Genomic DNA, 18,929 nt, shown 5'->3' on the forward strand with positions numbered 1-18,929 from the left:
ACATTGACGTTTATGAGCGCGCGAATACTGAGGCAATTATTTGGTTTGACTGGCTGGTGATATGGCGGGTTTGTTATTGATAGACATGATAACAAACGCTGCTAACCCGGTGTTCTGGGCTAATATACCATGCCTGACCAGGGGGGACGACGAATGTCATACTCTGGTCAACACGTGAATTGTCACCGCTCCATTCGATATGAGAAACCGATTGCCGGTTTACAACTGCGTCAGCGGTAGCGCCTTTATGTCCAGCGTAAATGATTGCTTCAACAAGGATGGGCAGGTCTGAGGAATTCAAATTGTTCAAGTTCCATCCAGCACAGGACGCTTGGATAAGGGTGGCAAATGACAGGCCAATAACTCTCCATGTTCCATTTACACAATTGAGCGTGTTCCCCCGCTCATCTCGTGCGATGTCCCCGATCTGGGTTGTGAACGTATCCTGACTGTTATTGGATTCAACACCGTCCATAACGCCAGTATTGATCGCAACCCCATCACACGGACTACCATTTTGTGCGATGAAATTAGGTCGAAAGACCTGCCCTCGGATATCTTTCGTAGCGTTAACCCTGCCATCTTCACTAACGTATGCATTGACGCCTTTATTATCGTCGTCATTGCCCGTGCTGACTGTACCGTAAGCATGCACGTCACCAGCACTATTGATATCGTTCCCTGTCATATTCAGGGGCGTTTCCATAGAGTTAAGCTCTGGATGGCCTGCAATCGCATCTCGGTATAGATAGTTCGGATTGTTGTTTGCATCATCTGCAGATGCAACAAGCCCGACTAGATGCCCCGCACCGGGGTTAGGGAAACCGGAAATGGTCTGGGACCATGTTCCACTCGCACCAACGGCCATGTTGGAATTTAGGCCACTAATCAGACCGTTTGGAGGGACATACCCTCCTTGTGCCCCTGCTTTCAGGGCAATGGCAACGGCATCCTTGGGCGAGAGCGTGAGGCCCCCATATGATATGACGCGTCCGTCAAGTACACCACTGTCAGATTGTGTGGCATAGACAACCCATGTCTGACCGTAGGGATTGGTGCTGGTAAAACCGATTGGAAGATCACGTTCCTTGATCAGAGTAGCCAGTGAAACAGCGGTTGAACTGCCAACCGGGATGCTTTCGATCAGTTCATCGCTATGTGCCCGGATGTATTTCTTAATTCCGGCGAGCAGAATATCAAACTGTCCTCCAGCGACAGCAATCACGGAACGATTGTTCGCGTCCTGTGTCATGTTGAAATAGCGGGCAGTAGGCCATAATGACACAAGAATGGCTGCAAGTACGGCGATAATGGAGGGCATCTAGAACCTCGGACCTGTAAATGTGACAACAGAGATGATGTCCCCTTCCGGGACAGAAACAGGCAGGTTTCCCATGTTGCCAAAGAAAGGAGAGGACCAGCTCGTATCGTGTGCGATTCCGATGCTTCGGTCGCCATCGGCTAGTCTGATTGTGTCGGCAACAATATTCGGAGCAAGAGGCATCCATGTTACGATGGTTGTCCCATTGCTATCTTTGGAAACATCATTCCCGGCATTCGGCAGAAACTGTTTTTCATTGCTCATGCCGATATCCGACAGATCCAGACTTCCAGAGAAGTCTGGGTGACGTTCAACATAAAATTGCACGGCACTTCTGTAGGCCAACCATCTTTGAGCCGCATTACTGGGCTCAATGTAGATGTCTTGCTGCAGGGCTAGAGTGGCTAGCCCTTGAGTGTCAGCAAAGGCCCCAAGGATTAGGGCAAAGGCGAGAATGATATAGGCCATGGCCGTTAGCTGTCGTGCTCGAAGGTAATCGTTGCCGTTGAAGAGGATGCACCCGCATTGCAGGCCATTGCGATACTGGATGCTGCAGCGCTGTTTGTCGGGTCGATTGATGTACCATTGACGCTAATCATGTTGGCGCTTTGTGAGCGGGCAAACGTGGCGCAGTCATCACTTGCGACTTCGACCCATGTGGCGGTGAAACCCATGCCATTATTGGTTGATGTCAGGGTGACATATGAGTTTGCCCATGGGCCTTTGAGCGTGCTTCCATCGCCATTCATCATTCCTTTGGGAACAAGACCGGCCTTGATTGCGACTGAGTTATTAAGGCCGCTGAAGTTTCTTGATGTCAGGCCTCCTTGGAAGAAACCGTCAACATTAGTGACCATTTCACTTTCCCATCCCGATGCAGTCTGGACGTTCGACTTATGGAACGCTTCATAAACGCCTGCCATGACAAGAACGAGTGCTAGTGCCTGAAGGCCGTATTTGGAGAGAATGGAAACAATAAGATCCATGATGGAAATTCCTCAGGATGAATAATTATAGGATTAGAAGGCCATTGTGTGGGAAAGGTCAGCGCCCAGGTTGTCACAGGCGGCACCAAGTATGACCACAAGACCAATCATGATCAGGATGAAGACGTTTTCAGCCTTGTTCGCGAACGCGATGGTGCGTTTCTCTGTCGCAGTCGCCCAAACTGTTGCCGTATCATGAAGCCGGATGTAGCCTTCCTTGCTCACCCAGTTGGCTTCGACGTCGTCAATGATACGTGGCGAAGGAAACTCGAATCCCGTTGATAAGAGCGCGTCAGGGAATGTCAGCCCATTGATGGTGAGGTTGGTCAGGATCGCGTCAAGCCGCTCCTTTAGCCATGGTGATGCGGCCGAGGCCTGAATCCTCAGGGCTTCTTTATCTGGGACCTGGGCCAGCACGAGTGATAGGAAAGCAGTAATCCAGACGTATCCCTGAACATCTCTGTAGATGGACCATGGCGGGAAACGCTCGAGAATAACGCGGGTATGCCCTGTAACACGCCGAAGGCTGAACCAGACCGCGAATGCCAGAAGAAGTATAAATCCCAACGTGATTGGTGCATACCAACCTGTTGCGAGGTTGGAAGCGAATACGAGGATCTGTTGACTGGAACTGGGATGTTTTGGTGCCATTGGGCCAGAAACAAGGCCCGGTAGAATTTGAGTGCCCAATATTCTCAGAAACACATAGATGATACCGAGATACATCAGCGGCTGGCTGACGGCTTTCATGGATGCCTGAACCATTGCACTGGATCGCCCTTTAGCTTCACAGAGCAACTGCAGGGCCTCTGGGAGTGTCCCGGCTTTGGCGCCAGCATACATCAGCATGTATTCATCATCTGGAACATAGGGTCGGAATGCGTCAACAAGCTTTTCGCCATGATTCAGATGATAGATGATGTCATCGATAATCTGCGGAATAACTTTCTGTTTTTTCCGCGCGGCCTGCGTTGCAAACATCCGTAAAATAGTTGTTTCAGGGATGTGAATACGCAACCGGACTGCCAACATCTGATATAGCGTGGCGCGTGCAGTCCAGTTGAAAAAAATCAGAGCATTTAACCTGAACCACAGGGAATTTCTGCGATGCTGCTGTTCGTAGTCTACGTCAGTATAGCGGATTAACATTACTGAGCTCCCCGTGATGCGCCGTCACGACGTTCTTTGAGAACCTTCTCACGGGGACGGATCCGTTCGACTGTGGTGTTGACATCGAACGGATCAAGCTTGCCTTCGGCGACGAGCTTCATAGCGGTTTCGAGCAAAGAAGGATCAGCATCAGGACGAGAGCGGTACCTATGCCGAGCGACATTAACGCCATGCGTGACAAAGTCGCTCATGAGTTCTTCATCTGTTTCAATCACTTCAGCAACGCATGTACGACCACTGATCCCAGTGCCGTAACAATGCTCACATCCGGGACCGATACGCCGGATCAGAGATGGGTCAGGGCACCATGTGGGAACAGATTCATTGATTATTGTTGCCAGTCGCTTATCGTCTGTAGTCCATGGCACTGCGCAGTGAGGACAGATTACGGGTACAAGTCTCTGCGAAACGATGCCGCGAATAAGGGATGCGTTACAGGTTGTCGCAAAGTTCAGACGAGTGAAATCCATAATCTGGAGGCGAAAAGGAAGGTCAAATGGATCATCCACGTGGCAGGTTGAGGCAACAAAATGGCCGGTCTGAACGGCGGTAAAGCAGGTTATCGCACCATCAACGTCTCGCATTTCTCCCAGGCCAATGTCGTCAGGATCCATACGCAGGGTGGCACGCTGACGTTCGCGCAAAGCGCGTCCGTTTTCTTCTTCGTTGTCTGTGTTGGGAATATCCAATTGGATGGCCCATGGCATACTTAGTTCGACTGGCTGTTCAATAGTGACGATGTTTCGGCCGGGTTGAACACGAGCTTTTTCTGCCCAGATTTCATAGAGCGTTGTGGTCTTCCCATGACCAGTCGGAGCGGTGAAGATGATAGCTCCTGAAGGAGACATCGCGATCCCCATTAAACGGTCTATCTGTCGTTGGCTGAAGCCATAATCTTTTAACCGCAGGTGCCCAGGAGGTCCCTGGAGCGGATGTAGGGTGCTGTAGTTTCCTCTGATGCGCCTGTTGACCCCACGTTTAATGGATTGCAGACGTAAAATCATGAACCAGCCCCCCTCTGAGAGAGGAACACAGGGGCCGCGAACAATACGGACGTTATCTAGCCCGGTGCCTTTGAGGATATCTCCGGATATGCCGCCATCCTGAAACTGACTGTCGGTGACAGAGGCGGCCTGTGAAGAACCCAGCCGATACATCGCGCGCATCAGACGATCTGCAAAAGCATTTTCCCATTCGTGGGCAACCATATATCGACCGTTGATACGGCAGGCTATTTCGGTATGTCTGGATAGCCGTCTTATCCGGATGTCTGATGAATTATAGCCACCGATCTCGGTCAGAAGGGCAAGAGCGCGATCCCTTACTTCAACATCTTCTTTGGGCGTTTCCATAATTGCGGAGTTCTGATGAGCATGTTCCATTCGCTCCGTGACGGCACTGAGAGGAACATATTTGACTTTGACCCCGCGAAAACCTTCAACGTAACGCAGGGTATCAAGCCATTGCAGAAAATGAAGCCGATCCTGAAGCTGCCTGCTGGCGAAGACAATTCGGTCATCACCATTGGCTTCGATAAAAATCTGCCCTTCAAGACTTCTAGGAATGTCGATGACGACTTGGCCTTGAGACGCCGCCATTTCATCCGTCTGCCCCTTGGCGGGATTAGCAAACAGCCGTGACCAGATATTACCCATGGTTCAATGCCCCCCACTTTCCGTAGAAACTGCCGCTGCTGAAGCATCTTTGATGGCGACATGAATCTGGTAATCAGTGTTCTGAAGGGCACCATGTGCATCAGCGTTGATCTCACGACCCAGACGTTCGACACTGATGTCTCTAAAGAAATCCCATGGTATTTCCCGTGGGTCTCCCTGCCATGGGAATGTGATCATATAAGCACTCTGTGCCTTCGAGTGATCGTCATGGGCTAGATCCGCAGTTTTAACCGATAGATTGGCCTCTGATCGCTGCACGAGAGCTATGAAGGTTTTTGCATCTCCTGTTGCATCAGACGGTGCTCCATGAATTTTCTCATAGGGTAAGAGTGGATAATGGGATCTGACCGAGTTCCCATTGTTGAGCATTAGTCCTACTGGAGCATCAGCGAGTGTGCCGCCAGTACGAACCCATAGGGCACTTAATGTTCTTCCTGCGCATTCCCAGTTATTAAGTGTCCATCCATCTTTGAATGGAGGAAGTGCGTAGGCATTGTGCATGCAGATTTTTACCCACTCTCCGGCCGAAGGTCCCTCATGGGTAGCGGCCTGAGCTTTCTGCTGCTCCAGAAGTAGATTCCTACGGGCTTCATCGCGCAGATGGGCCAGATTCCGTTCGTGGAGAACGTGCATACTCTGCAGCACGACAAGACCACATACCGCGAAAATACTAGCGGCAATGTAGTAAGGTCTGAATGAGACAGAGCGGATAATAACTGGCGTTGCCGGAAGGGCCGCCATGAACGCATCGACTTTCTGCGGCTCGATAAGCAATTTTTGTTTGAAATTGAACCCAACCAGTGACGATCGGTATCCTTCGAGATCTTCGTCAGTGAAAAAGTTATCTGAACCGGGCAGGGGTAATGAATTTTCATCCGTTGCCATGACCCATATGCCCGATGGCCCAAAGTCGCATTCGACGTAGGTTGACGGTCCGCTTTGGGATAGAACGGCGAGAAGCAGGCTTTCTATTTTAGCCTTGCCGGTTGTTTTTTCGCCTGATCTCTCGGCAACCATTTTCAGATAGCCAATCCGATTTGGTATCTGTTTTGGCCTCACATAATTCGTCATGCCCATTGCGAGGGCTTCCTGTCGAATGGCTGGCAGGGAAGGGCGCCGAGCATGAGGTACCCAGCGTATTCCGCTTACGAAGACCCGGTTCCCTGTGGGCAAAGTGAGTAATACGGCCATTGCTCAGCCTTTCCTACAAGGGGTTGCCGAAAGGAGAGGATTGCTGGGGTGGCTTGGAAGACGGCAGAGAAAACCGTTTCCCGTTTCGGGTAACAATGACGGTTCCGCTTTGCGTAATTGCGGATACGACACTCCCATCAGGCAAAGTGGTGCCTTTCATCGCTTCGAGAGACTGGCCATCTTGGAGATGAATGAGCCCCGTGATGACAGTCCCACCTTCCCAAAGAACGCCGTCCACGGTGGCCGTGGGCCCGCTATCGTCAGGTTTTTCCAGTGCTGGAGGCATGTTCTGCTGCAGTGGATGGAGTTGTGTCATAGGTTGTTGGGGGAACGGCACACGCGCTGTAGCGAGGTCATTCCGCGTGCTTGACGTGGTGAATGTTGCTCCACCCTTTGAACGTCGTTCATTATCGGCGATTGTTGCCAACCCTTCCGAAATCTTTTTCTGCGTATCTACGATGCTCAGACAGGCATTATTTGCATCAATCTGTTCCTGAGACAGCCGTCCGCCGATCCCAGGTTCCTGCAGGTGCTGCGCACATTCTGGTGGTGTTGCCCATGAGGGCAAGGGCAGGACCAACGCCGTTGCCATAGACGTAAGGATGATTTTTTTCACAGCGTGTGAGCCTCCACGGTTACAACAACATGTGTTTTCTCAAGAGTTGCATCGCCCCCGCCTCCCAGGACCCAATCCAAAGCGGAGCCAACGCCATTGCGTTTGCGAGATGTCGCATCATCGACGTAACCGCTAAGCACAAGCGTGCTGTTGTTTTGCAATGCGACGGTATCGTCCAACGACGTGCTGGATGTTTTGGGAGCCTGAATAGAGGAACCACCACTCGAGATGGTGGTGATGGTCTGCAATGTCTGGAGTAGGAAATTGAGATGAAGGAGTATCCGGCTATCAACAATTTTGGGTGTGACTGAACCCATGAACCCAGACATGACAACACCAGGGGAGAGTGAATTGGAGCTTCCCGAATTTGTCGCCAGAACAGAAGAACTGTTGGCCAGATAGGTCGTGTTGATGCCGTTCTGGAAAGGAGCTGTCTGATTATTGGTTGTTACGACTGACCGGTCATACTGTTCGGTTACATTCCCAAGCTGTTGGAGTGCCTGAACAACAACTTTCGAGCCCGAAAAAAGTCCGCCAGTGCCTTTACCTGTATCCAGAATGGATGCCCCAAAGGAGAATGGTGTGTCAGAGGTTTGGAGTTGTGGAATGGCGGCCGGGGTCGAAGTCACTCCGAGCAAACCACCGTGGGGTGCAAAGGAGAGTGTCGGGCTGAAGCCGTAGTTACTTTCATGGCTAATTTTGACCGTATAGACATGCACTTCAACCGCGACCTGTTTGAGCATGTCATCACGCAGCCCCTGAACCCAGTCCTCAACACGAGCAATCTGGTCCGGAGTGCCTGTTACTGACACTGTTCCCAGCCCCTCATCCGCAACAACACGGGCATCACCCGCGATCACGTTCGCAGTCTTCTGGATCGTCTGCCATCTGTTGGTTTTGCTGTGGGCTATGATGGATGCCATACCGGAAGACTGACCCGAAGATTCACCGCTCCCGCTCATGCCGCCCCCTGATGTCCCGCCAGACATCATTGAGCCACCGCCCATTCCCATGCCAGACGAGCCACTGCCACTGCCACTGCCACTGCCACCGCCTGTGTAGGCAACGATCGAAGCGTCAGAAGTTGTATCACCGGAGAAGGCTGGGATCGGCCACGTTTTGGTCAGAGTGCGATAAAATTCAATCTGTCCGTTTGTCCAACGTTGCCAGACGCCAAAACGTGTTGCGAGTGTTTGGAATAGACCCTCACGGGTGCCTTGATACTGAAGCCAATTCCCTATGCCAGACCATGTTTCATTGCTGGCGTTGGAAACTCTGGTTTCAGAACGCGCCGATGACCGGCTCTGCGAGGAATCAGTATCTGAGCGAGATTGACCACCAGATGCGGCTGGGGGTGGGGGAAGGTCTGAAGCACTATAACTCCCCCCGGACGACGAGAAGTCCTGCTCGGCATCAGACGTTACACTGACAGGAATGTGTGTCACGCGACTGGCGATGATGGCTGCATCTCTTAATGAGACCGGCCGGGAAAGTGTAATCCCCGCAGGATGAAGGAGGATCTCAGGAATCCTCTCTGCCTCGTGGACATTTTCTCCCAAAAGCCAAGGTCTGTCTGACACGGTTACGACAGGGTTCTGTGGAATTTTGTAATTGTGATCGACTGTTTCGGCTTCATGCTCGGCCTGACGGGCGGCTTTGAAGTCGGCGCATCCGGTTAACAATGTCACACAGGATGCTGTTGCTAATAGCAGAGGGAGGTACTTCATTCGCTCCGCCCCCCTGGGCTGGTCACGACTAGAGTATGATTGGGCGTATGGAAGTCTGCATGGATGGACTTCCCTTCGTCAGAGATCGTGTGGATGATATCCGTCATGACCTTCTGGTAATCCCCGTTGAAGGAGGTCATTGCCGGTACCATCCAGTTCAGATCATGAGGCCAGAAAACTTTCCATCCTGCACGGTCCCCCCATGCGACCATCTGTTCGCGAATGGGTTGCCCTTCCACCAGCGTCCACTCTTCAGATGGCAATTTGGCCTGAGCAAGAGCGGGTTGGGTGTTGGTAGGTTTAAGCGGAATGGGGCGCATTTGATCCGTGTTGGGAATTTTCAGAATCAGATGTTGTCCATTATGGATCGTGCAGCTGCCGGCGCGCTCGAGTGCGCCATCTGCGTTATGCCCATAGAGGCATGTCGCTTCTGCATCATCGGCGTCCAGCTCTAGCAGGAGGTTTTGTCCAACCGGGCTGACTGCGTAGCGTACGGTGTGTGCGCCGGGGTAGGACATCCCATCAGGAGACAAAGCGAAACCTCTTTCGCGTAAAGTGTCCATGAGGAGCACTTCAGTATGATTGGGGTCTGGACCATCATAGGGTGCCAGCCGAATAATGCTGTTTGGCCCGTCCATGCTGTTAGCAAGGATATCCGCAATAAATACGGTTAGGGCGGATGCGTCGCGAAAGGTTGCTCCTGCTACATGCGATGACGTGGAGGGGGGCATTTCCCCACATCCGGAGACCAGAACTAACAGGGCACCTGTTGTAATATGACGGGTGAGGCGGTTCACTCCGTACCTCCATGGGTTATGTGGATTTGCTGAGCCTCTGGTTCGTTTCCAATGAGCAGGGCGTCATCGACCGCCCTTGGAATGACGTAAGAGTCTCCAACGATTGTGTAGTCCTGAGTGTTTTTTGCTTTGGGTGAGAGCACGATCAGGCGTGGTGCGGCGGTAATTCCGCCAGGGGGAAACTGGATGTAGGTGTGTCCAGCTTCGCGGTAGACCCGCATGGGTTTCCATGGAGCAGATCCGCTCATGTGATAGGCAAAGTCGGGTGTACCGGTCAGGCCAGTTTTGAGTGTTATCTCAGGCTGACTAAAAGGCTCACCCGGTGAATGGGTGAAAGCAACTGTTTTCATGCTCGGACTTTGAGCACTCAGAAGCATTCTGTAGGTATGTGCACTAGCTTTGAGGGTTAGGGGTGTCTTTGTGGCGTTGACACCAGGAGAGAGGGCTACGGCCCAACCCTCATGAATGCCTTTACTTCCTCTCACCAGATCCGCATGCCAATTCGCCGCGTCATCGACGCTTAGATCTGTCTGGGTTGCAGTTTCACCACGATCCAGACGAACAATGCAGATATCCGGGTAACGACAGGTTATGGTTGGCGTCCCATCGCCAAACGCGAACCATGTGATCCCTCCCTTCCCAATGAGAGGGATGGCTGAAAGGTGAGGGTGGGTCGGTTGGACAATTGTTTTTGTCTCACCCGCTGATGTGCTGACTGGAGCGACATCGGCAGGGTGAGGAAATGACCCAGTTACGAGCGCAGGTTTATCAAGGCGCTCATTCAGGCTCGCCATGAAAGCATGCACACGATCCAGGCTATCCTGTAATGCGTGTTCGGGTGATGGAAGACCCGGTGTGGCAACGGTGACGGGTGCGGCGTTTTCAGCCGACCCGCATCCGAAGAGTGGCGTGACCACCATGAGGACTACTGAGCATCGTTTCATATACCCAGTATCCGACATCAGGTTGTGAATACGCGCACGAACCTATGCAGCTTCCCTAAGGAGCGCGCCAATTCCGATTGCGTCGCAGATTTCTTTACTGACCTGCGAGATCACACCACCCATAGCCTGCGCTGCATCCATTCCCTGCCGGATCATATCATTGCGTCGGCGACCAATTTCGTCAGATGCTGTTCCTTTGGGAAACACGCGCGCTAACCTGCGGCGTGCTTCACCAGAACCAAGAGCGGCATAAACGCGCCTTCGGAGTGCGACATCTTCCGGATTAGTGGACAAAGCCCATAATTCGATAGGCCCAAGCATGTTCAGGAGATACATTTCATACATCTGGTTGTTCACCAGGATCTGAAGAATAAGCGGGGAGCCAGTGCCATTTTTGTTTGGTCCTTTAAGACCGTGATGGACAATAGCAGTGGCCGCCTCACTTAAGCCCAGAAGAGTGGACACTTCAGTCGCTTCTTTGGGGTTAGCGGCACCAAGGATGAAACGTCCGGTTGAATGTTGGGTCAGGAATTCGCCAAAATCTGTGATTTTCTGGCTTGTAAGGCCAATTTTAACATTAAGCTTCGCGGCACGGCGGGCGGCTTCTTCAAACTCTTGTCGAATGAACGGTGCTTTGATTGTGCGCTGGAACTCATCACATTCAAGCCGTTTGAAACTTTCACGAAACTCCCTGAAGCGCTTGCGATGGATGTCGCGGACAAATTCCGGAGCATGCTTGGCATGTTCTGGGTCAAGAAAGAAATTGCGGGAGATAATCTGAAAACCCATGAGATACATGAGTTCTGTCTGACGTTCGTTCCCCGACCCTTCGGGGGCTACACGATGAATGTCCAATGCGACAATCCGGGCGTCACCCAGATCAAGCTGGGTAGCTCTGTTGAGTGTCGGGTATTGTCCAATGAATGAGATTATGTAGCGGCGGAAGATTTCCAGTCCTTTCTCATTTCCGGCCGTGGGGGTATTGGAGCCATAATTGGCCCAAATCCTATCTTCCTGAATGGCCTCAAGAAGTTCTTCTATCACTGGTACAGCATGCTGTGTCGCCATGCGGGCAAGCCGGATGTCGCCTCGTTTGCCAAAAAAGTCGGCGATATCCCACCATGTTGTGGAGCGGTCAACAGGAAAGCCCAACTTGTCCAATTCTTCATCCAACCGTCTGTTTTCTGTTTGACGATAGGGTTTGGGGCGTCCGGATGGACCATCGGAATAAAGGTCATAAACTGCTTCAATGGCAGCATGGATAATCTGGTCCATGCCTTCAAAGGGAGTTTTGTCCACGGGCATGCAGATTAACGACAGGAAATTTTTGAGAAACCCGAGATGATATGCCAAGGGCCTGCGATAGCATGCCTCGGTGTCAAAGATATTATAGGCGTGTTCTGGTTTGAGCTCAAACGGGATGTAGATGGCTTTATGGGCATGTTCTGGCGGTAGGCCATGGACAATAAGGTCGATGAAACCACTTGTCGCATCACCAATGTCCAGCTTCCCGATCAGGGGGAGTTGGACACCTGTATCAGTGAGTGTTGCTGTGCTGAGGACAGTAGCAAGAAGGAGCGCGTTGGCCAGCATGGACTTACCGCGCCGAGACGGTGCGACAAAGAGGTCGAGAACGGCGTCACGTCCGCTTCCTGCGGGATCAAAGGGGACGATCCTTCCATCAGCAGCTCTTAGCAAGGTCGCACCATATTCCCACGGTCTTGCCGGTCGCGCCCAAGGAGCCATGACAAGAGTTTTGTCCAATGGTGCGGCTGTAGGTGGTGCTGTAGACGCCAGAGCAATACCGGGCACGGAAGACATTGTCCCTTCGAGGGGATCGCCACACTGCCGTGTCGCCTGAGCGCCGCCCCAGCCGTTGATACCCTGTTCTAGTCTTGATGCGCGGGCGCGCAATGTGTCAGCGTCTCCCGCTGTAGCGGATGTCGCAAAGGATACCCGGAGTTTGACAACGGCTTCTCTACGGGCCCGTCTGTGAGCGATATCCTGGAGTGCATCATAGACCGCCCGGTTTTTCCCGAAGCGCAGCAGGGTTGAGACATGCTCTTTCCAGACCATATAAGAGGGCCTGACGCCTTCAACATGCATGGTAACACGCCATGGAAGGCGGTAGTGGGCAAGATGGGAAGTCAACTCAGTGAAAGGTCGCACTTCCTCGGAAACCATTGTCATATCCACTGGCGTCCAGTCGGCACACCCTAACCGGATGGTTTGAAAGTCAGGGGTATAAGCATCCTCTTTGAATATCTGCTCGCGCAATGGAGGCCAGAGTGCTGCACTGATATCGGCAGGGCGGTCAGTTTCAGGAATAACGTCAGGAGGAGGGTCAGAAGGGGTAATGGGAGACCAATCCTCTCCTGCTGTTTCAGGATAAATTTCTTCGCGGATAACCTTCAACGCTGTTTTCGGTGGTAATGTATTGAGGAGCACGCCTCTACTGGAGAAGACCTTCAGCACATGTTCGACAAAAGCATTATGGACCGTGGCGAGTTCAGGAGAGCCCAGTAATGGATTTTGGGCGTCTCCGAGATTAGGCAGGTAACGCGATGCTTTTTTCTGGCGTTTGTGGGCTATGGAAAGTTCAGCTTTTGAGAGGCAGCCTTTTCTACTCCACAGGACCAGCCAAATGCGTTCTTGTCGCATGTAAGGCGTAAGAACCCTTTCACGCTCAGTAAAGATGTCCTCGAAATCCGCCTCAAGTGCATTGGCGATAGTGCGTCGTTCGTTGATATTGTCCTGAATGTATGCCGAGGCATCTGGATCAGAGATGTAACTGAATTGCATGGCATGACCGGCCTCTTTGAATACTCCAGACAGATCTATGCGGAGTTGCTCTGCCGCAGCTTCAACTTCACCCTTACTGGCAAGGCGTTGCAGACCACCAACTTTGAGAAGGGTGGCGTAATCTCCTTTGAAAGTAATGAGAGACTTTTCATCAGTGGTAGCAAGATCACAAAACGATGCGAGATCTTTGCCCGTTAGCTGAGATATCCAGGCGCACGCACGCAGGAAAGATTCAAACGGTTTGAAGCCTGACGATGTAACTTCCTTGAAGGAGGTTTCAGACTTATTTTTCTTTTTGGAGGAGGATTTGAACATAGGTCACTTCCGGGACGTAATGAGTGCTCTGAAGTCCTCTCCATGGAGGTCGAACCATGGTCCGAGTGGTAGCACACGCAGACCCGAGACACGTTTAAGTCGGAAAAAAAGGTCATGTTGTGGAATGTTCGGGATTAGTTTGCGAAGGACACTAACCCGGTCTGTGCCAATTATCTGTTTGGCTACTGATCTGAGGTTTTCGAGTTCAGTCAGTGTGTCATAGGCACGAGAGGCACGCTCGACGGCTTCGGGGGGCGAGGAAGCCGGCACATATCGAGCCTGATAAGCCGATCGTAGCAGGCGGTTCACAAAACCCTGATCAATTTGAGGAAGCCAGATAAGAGTGCTGACCTTGTCTGTGTCTGGTTCATCGACACAGAACGCTGGGGCGCAGACAATACAGAGTTTTGCACCAGAAACAGAAACACTGGCGCCCATTCCGCCACAACAGGAACATTGTGTATGTGGGCCAACGGTCTCTGACGACAACGTCAGAGACCCAGATGGGGCAAGGCAGTGGTGTATGAAGTCCACCATGTTATTTATCAAACTGCATCATGCGCTGTTCGCCAGTAACCGTTGTCGTGGTATTCCAGAAAGAAAAGCTTGCCGTCCTGACAACAAATGGAAATCCGATCAGGAAGCCACCACAAAGGAACGCACTGGCAATATAGGCCATACTGGTTCCAGCATTATTGTTCCGATGTTTCTGATAAAGAGATAGTATTCCAGCTGCGAGTAGGCTTCCACCAACAATAAAACAAAATGAGTTTAAGATGTAGCCGAAAGCTTTATTGGCACGGTCTGTCGCTTGTTCGGCAACTTCATCAATAGCCTGAGCATGTGCATGCCCCAGAAGTATTGGCATCAGGGCTACGGATATGAACAATAGAAGGCATATATTTTTCTTTGTAAGCAATTTACGCATAATTTCCCCCGAAGAGTTTGGCGTCTGGACTAGGTGAGGTATCCAAGTTTTTTACATGTTGCCTCAGCGACGGTGTCTGCGTTCATTAGAAGGAACGAACCGGCAATGATCAGTAAGTTTACAGATGTAGACGTGTTGTTTTGCCCTTTCATCCGGCCGATCTGGCGGACCATTCCCCAGTAGACCAGCAGGGCTCCGTAGCAGGCGAAATACATCCGGAAGAGGTGTAAAAAGGCGACAAGTAAAGCTGTAGGGCCTTTGTTAATTCCGGTTTGGATATCCTGAGCGGAAAACTTCATAGGTGTTGCACCACTTCCAGCCAGACTGGCGGTTGTAGTGAAACCCAGTGATTTATTGCCCATGTTCAGAAAGTCAGGGAACGACAGAAATGACGCACCAACGGTAAATAGGGCCGCGCAAACAAAAAGGTTGCTGGCTGGGCCATTCTCCCCTTTGCCGCGACTGTAAATGCCGTAGACGCTGCCTGCCAGAAAAGATGAGCCCGTGATGTAGCACAGTGTTGGCAACAGATAGGCTAGAGAGTTACCAATTTCCTGTGCGAAGGAAAAAAGGGCTTCCATCTTGCTCTCTCTCCTTATCGAATGATGCCATGTTCGGTTTTGACGACCCACCCATTACCGGATGGCATCACGGCAAGAACATTTCCCCATCCATCAATGTTGCTGCCTGGCTGTACGCGTAAAGGGGTGCCAGAGCTGTCCATCAGGATGGCGATATCCGGGGCTCCGGCCTGGACGCTATAATGGGGGAGGGGTGCCGGTGCTGGGTCTTTGGTGACTTTTTTGACAGCGTGATGCTCATTGGCTGCTGGGGACACTGGATTGGCTTTGGCATCAGCAGGGAGCCCAGCTTTAGGCGTTGCTCCCGGTGAAGACGAAGTGGGTTCTGGACGTTTCTGACTTTCGATCAGATCCTCGCGGTGCTGCAATTCATCCAGGCGCCCGTCAATTTTTCCCAGACCAGTTGATACGCGATCATTAAGGGCCTGCTGTGTCGTATCCAGCTTGGTCTGAAGCTCTTTCATCTGGTTGGACATATCAGCCAACTGTCGATGCATCTCAATGAAGAGGCGGTCACTGGCACTGTCCTGATTTTGTGGTTGGACAATGGCCGGGGGATTTAAGGCTGCGGCGGTATCCATACGGTTTTCAAAATGGGAATCAGGAATGGAATGACCATCAGGGATAGTCTGTTGTGTGCTCTCACGGCCTTCCTCTGAAGGAGATACTATAGCGGTTGCATCCGCCAGAGGATGAGAGGGGGGCACGAGCAAAGGTTGAAGCGGGGTTTTGATCTGCGCCGGCACCGTCTCAATGTGAGGGCTAGGGGGCGGCAGAAGAGGCTTATGCGCTGCAGGGATGATAGGTATTGGTGCCATGTCAGGAGGCGTTATATCTGATGTATTCCGCGGGCCGGACTGGATGGGCTGGACGGCGGCAACTGCCTTCGTGGAATTTTGCCCCATGGAGGGAATCTGAAACCCTGTTGCCTTTACACCAATGAAAATCGTAGCCGCTGATGCGACAAGAAGACAGGCCGGGTTCTTAAGCTTGGCAAGCTTGAAAGTGCTGGTGGGCTTAACTGCGTCCGTGTCCGTCCGTGTGCTGGAAGAAAGCTCAGGGCTACCATCTTCCTTGGGAGGGGGAGGACTGAAGCCTGCCGTATTCGTCTGTGTCGAGCCTTGTCGAGAATTGGGCCCGGGATTTTCCGGGGGATTTGTACGCAACATTGTCACGGAAGAATTTTCAGGTTGAATCGTCATGACGTTACCTCGCATGGGGGAAACTCCAGTTGTTTTTTTCATTATCGCTTGGTGGGTTGTGAATACGATCAGGGACCGTAAACGGGCTGGTCGAACAGGATTCCGACCGTATCGCCCTTATCCAGCTTGACGGTGGCCGTTTGAGGGGTCTGCTTTTGCAGCAGTTGTCCCATCTCTTGTCCGAGGTTGCCGGCTGCTGCACCCATTTGCTGGGCAATATTGAGATGGGTGAAGGAGGTCATGCCATACCCACCAGTATAGCTTGATGTATTGGCGCTCATCATGGCGTTCCCAAGCCCCTGAACGAAAGCAGAGGCAGCAGGAAGTATTATTCTGGTGGCCAGGTGTTCATTGACTTCAGATGCGACACCTGTCTCGGCAGTTTCCGGCGATACCGCATATGCAGAGACGGATATTGGGTCGTTATCACCTATCATCAGGGAGTTGAATTTGATGACCAGCTTATCATTCTGCATCGAGAACGTGCCGCTGATCCGGGCTTTTCTGAATGGCCCGGTATCAACTTCAACGAGTACTTCGTGCCCAAGGTCGCTATTCGACGTTAGGACAGAATGACCATAAACGCCTCTCCCCCCAGCTAACAGCAATGTACCGTGGGTTGTTGATTTGCCAATGTTGGCATTTACATTCCCTACGGATGTCGCAGTCACCGCGTGCGTGGAAACATCCTTGTCGCTACCAACAGAGCGGCTTGTCGGGTTTTTGTAATTGGCGCTGACCCGTTCAATTGTTGCTGGTCGGCCCGCCCATGCTTCAAGCAATTCGATTTCTGCCTGAGTAGACAGATGCTGAGTGGCTGCTGTGCCAGCACTTTCATTATGGGGCGTTACGTTTCTGGGACCTACACGCTCAACAAACGGATTGGGCACTGATGCTGGTTGAGCAGGTTTATCCGTCTGGGCAACAGATGGTTCCGTATTATGTGGTTTTGTCGGGCCGGCACCAATTTCGGGAATAATTGCGGGAGAGGGGAACTCTTTCCCAGTGAGTGATGCTGTGTAGGATTTCCCTGATTTCTGTGCTTCAATCGATGCCTGCTGATCCTGTTTAGAGGCAAGCTGATCCAGTTTTTTAATCTGAATGTTGCCCCCAGCAGGGCTGACCATCGCAGGAGCAGGCAGCTCCGCTGAATGCGGTTTATCCACCATCCGGTGACTAAAGTAATAAAAAACAGCTACAGCGAATAATGCTAAAGCAATGAGATATTTCAAGAGTGAGCGAGAGCTTTCAAAGCTGGCTCGAAGCGGGGATTTTGTATCCATTTCATCAGCGTCACTCATGGACATCTTCCCTTAAGGAAACTGGTATTCCCTGCTTTGTTGCAGACGAGACCAACAACCGTGACGTGTTGGGTATTTCGTATGCGGTTGTATCGTAGAGGCTTTGGTGGTCGCTAAAAGCGGGAGAAGCCAGCTGATAGGTTGTTCTGAGATAAATCTTGTTTGCGATTTTCCATGCCCTCAGATCGTCGGGGTTCACCCCGGATACAAGCAGAGGCACGGCTTCTGCCGGGGGTGTTCCGTCGAGGATGTCGTGCATCAGGGAAGAGCCCGTGGACGGTGCTTCCGGGTCTGTGCTGACAATATCTTTGGCATTAGGCCCGCGCTTATTAACCCGTGCCGTCATGTCCGCATCATACGATCCAGTTCCGGCCACGATCAGGAAACTGACTGGCTTGGGAGCGTCTTTTAGACTGACCAGAATGCCACCGTGTGCATATCTGGAAATGGGGGTGAGCTGGAGGACATTAGATCCGGCTTCGGGAACGCAGGCACTTATGCCGACGGCACGGACGGATGCGTTATGTCCATCACCTTTTTCATCGCAACCACCATTCTTTTTAGTGGTGATATCCCATGCGATTGGCCATGGTTGACCCGTAATGTCGACAAATGAAATGGACGATGGGTAGTCCTGTGCAATCCGAATAATGTTGATTTGAGATCCGGACGTAAAGGATATGGACACTGAGCGGGAAGCAGGACTGACTAACCGATGGGGGTCATCAGTCCCATCTAGTGCTCTTTGCCCCGCGTCAAATCGCTCATAGAGGCTGTTTACGACATTAGGTGGTGGCGGCAGGGAATAAACGGGATCAAGCTGATTACGCTCGTTGGCAGTGTCATGCTGCGCAACGGCGCAAAGAGGCACACTCAGTGCAATTCCAGCGATAAACCCGGCCATAGGGACATGACGAAGCATTTATTCACCGCCATTTGTCGCACGAGGGGCATTCAATTCAGAGATGATCCGGCCGTCAGGGTGTAATGGGTCATTGGTACGGGTAATTATAACATTCACAGATAGAACATCAGTTTTTTCACCTGCGGCATTTATCCATCGCAGATACATCGGGAATGCGACGTGCCATTCGTAATCACCATGTCGGTTTTTTCCTTCATCTACGACTACAGCAGCGCTTTTCAAGGAAGCTGTCATGATGATCTGTTTTGCTTTGATAAAGTCTATGTTTCCCGGCCCTTCGAAAGCCTGCCCCCATGTATTCCATGCCTCGACGGTGAAATCCCGACTGGATGCATCGACGCGGATTTCTCACACTTGAGGCAATTTCAGGTCATTTTGTAGAGTTCAGTCATCCCACAGGAGCCCGATCTGGAATATTGACGATATTCTGCTTCTGGCGGCGGGTTC

At 51.7% G+C, this 18,929-nt stretch carries 17 protein-coding genes; all 17 read right to left on the reverse strand.

Going from position 1 to position 18,929, the window contains the following annotated elements:
• Positions 1-73: 73 nt before the first annotated feature.
• The 17 genes from pilV to GOB86_RS10520 all read right to left on the reverse strand — a co-directional run bounded on the left by pilV (position 74) and on the right by GOB86_RS10520 (position 18,827).
• A complete protein-coding gene (gene pilV / locus GOB86_RS10440; RefSeq protein ID WP_165992272.1) occupies positions 74-1,321 on the reverse strand; it encodes a shufflon system plasmid conjugative transfer pilus tip adhesin PilV in 1,248 nt (415 codons plus the stop codon).
• Entirely contained in the window at positions 1,322-1,789 is a 468-nt protein-coding gene (gene pilM, locus GOB86_RS10445; RefSeq protein WP_165992273.1) for a type IV pilus biogenesis protein PilM, read from the reverse strand. It lies immediately after the preceding gene.
• A gap of 5 nt (positions 1,790-1,794) precedes the next feature.
• Entirely contained in the window at positions 1,795-2,307 is a 513-nt protein-coding gene (locus GOB86_RS10450; RefSeq protein WP_165992274.1) for a hypothetical protein, read from the reverse strand.
• 33 nt (positions 2,308-2,340) lie between these two features.
• Positions 2,341-3,456 carry a type II secretion system F family protein gene (locus GOB86_RS10455; protein ID WP_165992275.1) on the reverse strand — a complete coding sequence of 372 codons (1,116 nt, stop codon included), beginning with the start codon at positions 3,454-3,456 and terminating at the stop codon, positions 2,341-2,343.
• Positions 3,456-5,132, reverse strand: a complete 1,677-nt coding sequence (locus GOB86_RS10460) for an ATPase, T2SS/T4P/T4SS family (protein ID WP_165992276.1) — start codon at positions 5,130-5,132, stop codon at positions 3,456-3,458. The genes GOB86_RS10455 and GOB86_RS10460 overlap by 1 nt, the downstream gene beginning before the upstream one ends.
• A 3-nt stretch (positions 5,133-5,135) precedes the next feature.
• Positions 5,136-6,230: a hypothetical protein gene (locus GOB86_RS10465; protein ID WP_242012603.1), complete on the reverse strand. Its 1,095-nt coding sequence runs from the start codon at positions 6,228-6,230 to the stop codon at positions 5,136-5,138.
• 127 nt (positions 6,231-6,357) lie between these two features.
• Positions 6,358-6,960 (reverse strand): hypothetical protein, encoded by a 603-nt coding sequence (locus GOB86_RS10470; RefSeq protein ID WP_165992278.1) that lies wholly within the window; start codon positions 6,958-6,960, stop codon positions 6,358-6,360.
• A complete protein-coding gene (locus tag GOB86_RS16095; RefSeq protein WP_242012604.1) occupies positions 6,957-7,922 on the reverse strand; it encodes a hypothetical protein in 966 nt (321 codons plus the stop codon). The genes GOB86_RS10470 and GOB86_RS16095 overlap by 4 nt, the downstream gene beginning before the upstream one ends.
• 761 nt (positions 7,923-8,683) lie before the next feature.
• Positions 8,684-9,484 (reverse strand): TcpQ domain-containing protein, encoded by an 801-nt coding sequence (locus GOB86_RS10480; protein ID WP_253544113.1) that lies wholly within the window; start codon positions 9,482-9,484, stop codon positions 8,684-8,686.
• Positions 9,481-10,446, reverse strand: a complete 966-nt coding sequence (locus tag GOB86_RS10485) for a TrbG/VirB9 family P-type conjugative transfer protein (protein ID WP_338421525.1) — start codon at positions 10,444-10,446, stop codon at positions 9,481-9,483. Before GOB86_RS10485 ends, GOB86_RS10480 begins: the two co-directional genes overlap by 4 nt.
• 24 nt (positions 10,447-10,470) lie before the next feature.
• Positions 10,471-13,545, reverse strand: coding sequence for a type IV secretion protein DotO (locus GOB86_RS10490; RefSeq protein WP_165992281.1), 3,075 nt, complete (start codon positions 13,543-13,545; stop codon positions 10,471-10,473).
• Between the two features lie 538 nt (positions 13,546-14,083).
• Positions 14,084-14,473 carry a hypothetical protein gene (locus GOB86_RS10495; RefSeq protein ID WP_165992282.1) on the reverse strand — a complete coding sequence of 130 codons (390 nt, stop codon included), beginning with the start codon at positions 14,471-14,473 and terminating at the stop codon, positions 14,084-14,086.
• Positions 14,474-14,502: 29 nt separating this feature from the next.
• Complete coding sequence (locus tag GOB86_RS16100; protein ID WP_242012605.1) at positions 14,503-15,054, reverse strand: hypothetical protein; 552 nt, start codon at positions 15,052-15,054, stop codon at positions 14,503-14,505.
• Between the two features lie 14 nt (positions 15,055-15,068).
• Entirely contained in the window at positions 15,069-16,271 is a 1,203-nt protein-coding gene (locus tag GOB86_RS10505) for a hypothetical protein (protein WP_206752704.1), read from the reverse strand.
• A 53-nt stretch (positions 16,272-16,324) separates the two neighbouring features.
• A complete protein-coding gene (locus tag GOB86_RS10510) occupies positions 16,325-17,557 on the reverse strand; it encodes a hypothetical protein (RefSeq protein ID WP_242012606.1) in 1,233 nt (410 codons plus the stop codon).
• Positions 17,550-18,479, reverse strand: a complete 930-nt coding sequence (locus GOB86_RS10515) for a DotH/IcmK family type IV secretion protein (RefSeq protein WP_165992284.1) — start codon at positions 18,477-18,479, stop codon at positions 17,550-17,552. The genes GOB86_RS10510 and GOB86_RS10515 overlap by 8 nt, the downstream gene beginning before the upstream one ends.
• Positions 18,480-18,827, reverse strand: a complete 348-nt coding sequence (locus GOB86_RS10520) for a DotI/IcmL/TraM family protein (RefSeq protein ID WP_165992289.1) — start codon at positions 18,825-18,827, stop codon at positions 18,480-18,482. It lies immediately after the preceding gene.
• Positions 18,828-18,929 lie beyond the last annotated feature (102 nt).

Source organism: Acetobacter lambici (assembly GCF_011516885.1).
GTDB classification, from domain to species: Bacteria; Pseudomonadota; Alphaproteobacteria; order Acetobacterales; family Acetobacteraceae; genus Acetobacter; species Acetobacter lambici.

Coding starts and splice junctions, on each gene's coding strand:
- pilV (WP_165992272.1), bottom strand. CDS start 1,321: ATGCCCTCCATTATCGCCGTACTTGCAGCCATTCTTGTGTCATTATGG.
- pilM (WP_165992273.1), bottom strand. CDS start 1,789: ATGGCCTATATCATTCTCGCCTTTGCCCTAATCCTTGGGGCCTTTGCT.
- GOB86_RS10450 (WP_165992274.1), bottom strand. CDS start 2,307: ATGGATCTTATTGTTTCCATTCTCTCCAAATACGGCCTTCAGGCACTA.
- GOB86_RS10455 (WP_165992275.1), bottom strand. CDS start 3,456: ATGTTAATCCGCTATACTGACGTAGACTACGAACAGCAGCATCGCAGA.
- GOB86_RS10460 (WP_165992276.1), bottom strand. CDS start 5,132: ATGGGTAATATCTGGTCACGGCTGTTTGCTAATCCCGCCAAGGGGCAG.
- GOB86_RS10465 (WP_242012603.1), bottom strand. CDS start 6,230: ATGGGCATGACGAATTATGTGAGGCCAAAACAGATACCAAATCGGATT.
- GOB86_RS16095 (WP_242012604.1), bottom strand. CDS start 7,922: ATGAGCGGGAGCGGTGAATCTTCGGGTCAGTCTTCCGGTATGGCATCC.
- GOB86_RS10485 (WP_338421525.1), bottom strand. CDS start 10,446: ATGTCGGATACTGGGTATATGAAACGATGCTCAGTAGTCCTCATGGTG.
- GOB86_RS10490 (WP_165992281.1), bottom strand. CDS start 13,545: ATGTTCAAATCCTCCTCCAAAAAGAAAAATAAGTCTGAAACCTCCTTC.
- GOB86_RS10495 (WP_165992282.1), bottom strand. CDS start 14,473: ATGCGTAAATTGCTTACAAAGAAAAATATATGCCTTCTATTGTTCATA.
- GOB86_RS16100 (WP_242012605.1), bottom strand. CDS start 15,054: ATGGAAGCCCTTTTTTCCTTCGCACAGGAAATTGGTAACTCTCTAGCC.
- GOB86_RS10505 (WP_206752704.1), bottom strand. CDS start 16,271: ATGCGAGGTAACGTCATGACGATTCAACCTGAAAATTCTTCCGTGACA.
- GOB86_RS10510 (WP_242012606.1), bottom strand. CDS start 17,557: ATGAGTGACGCTGATGAAATGGATACAAAATCCCCGCTTCGAGCCAGC.
- GOB86_RS10515 (WP_165992284.1), bottom strand. CDS start 18,479: ATGCTTCGTCATGTCCCTATGGCCGGGTTTATCGCTGGAATTGCACTG.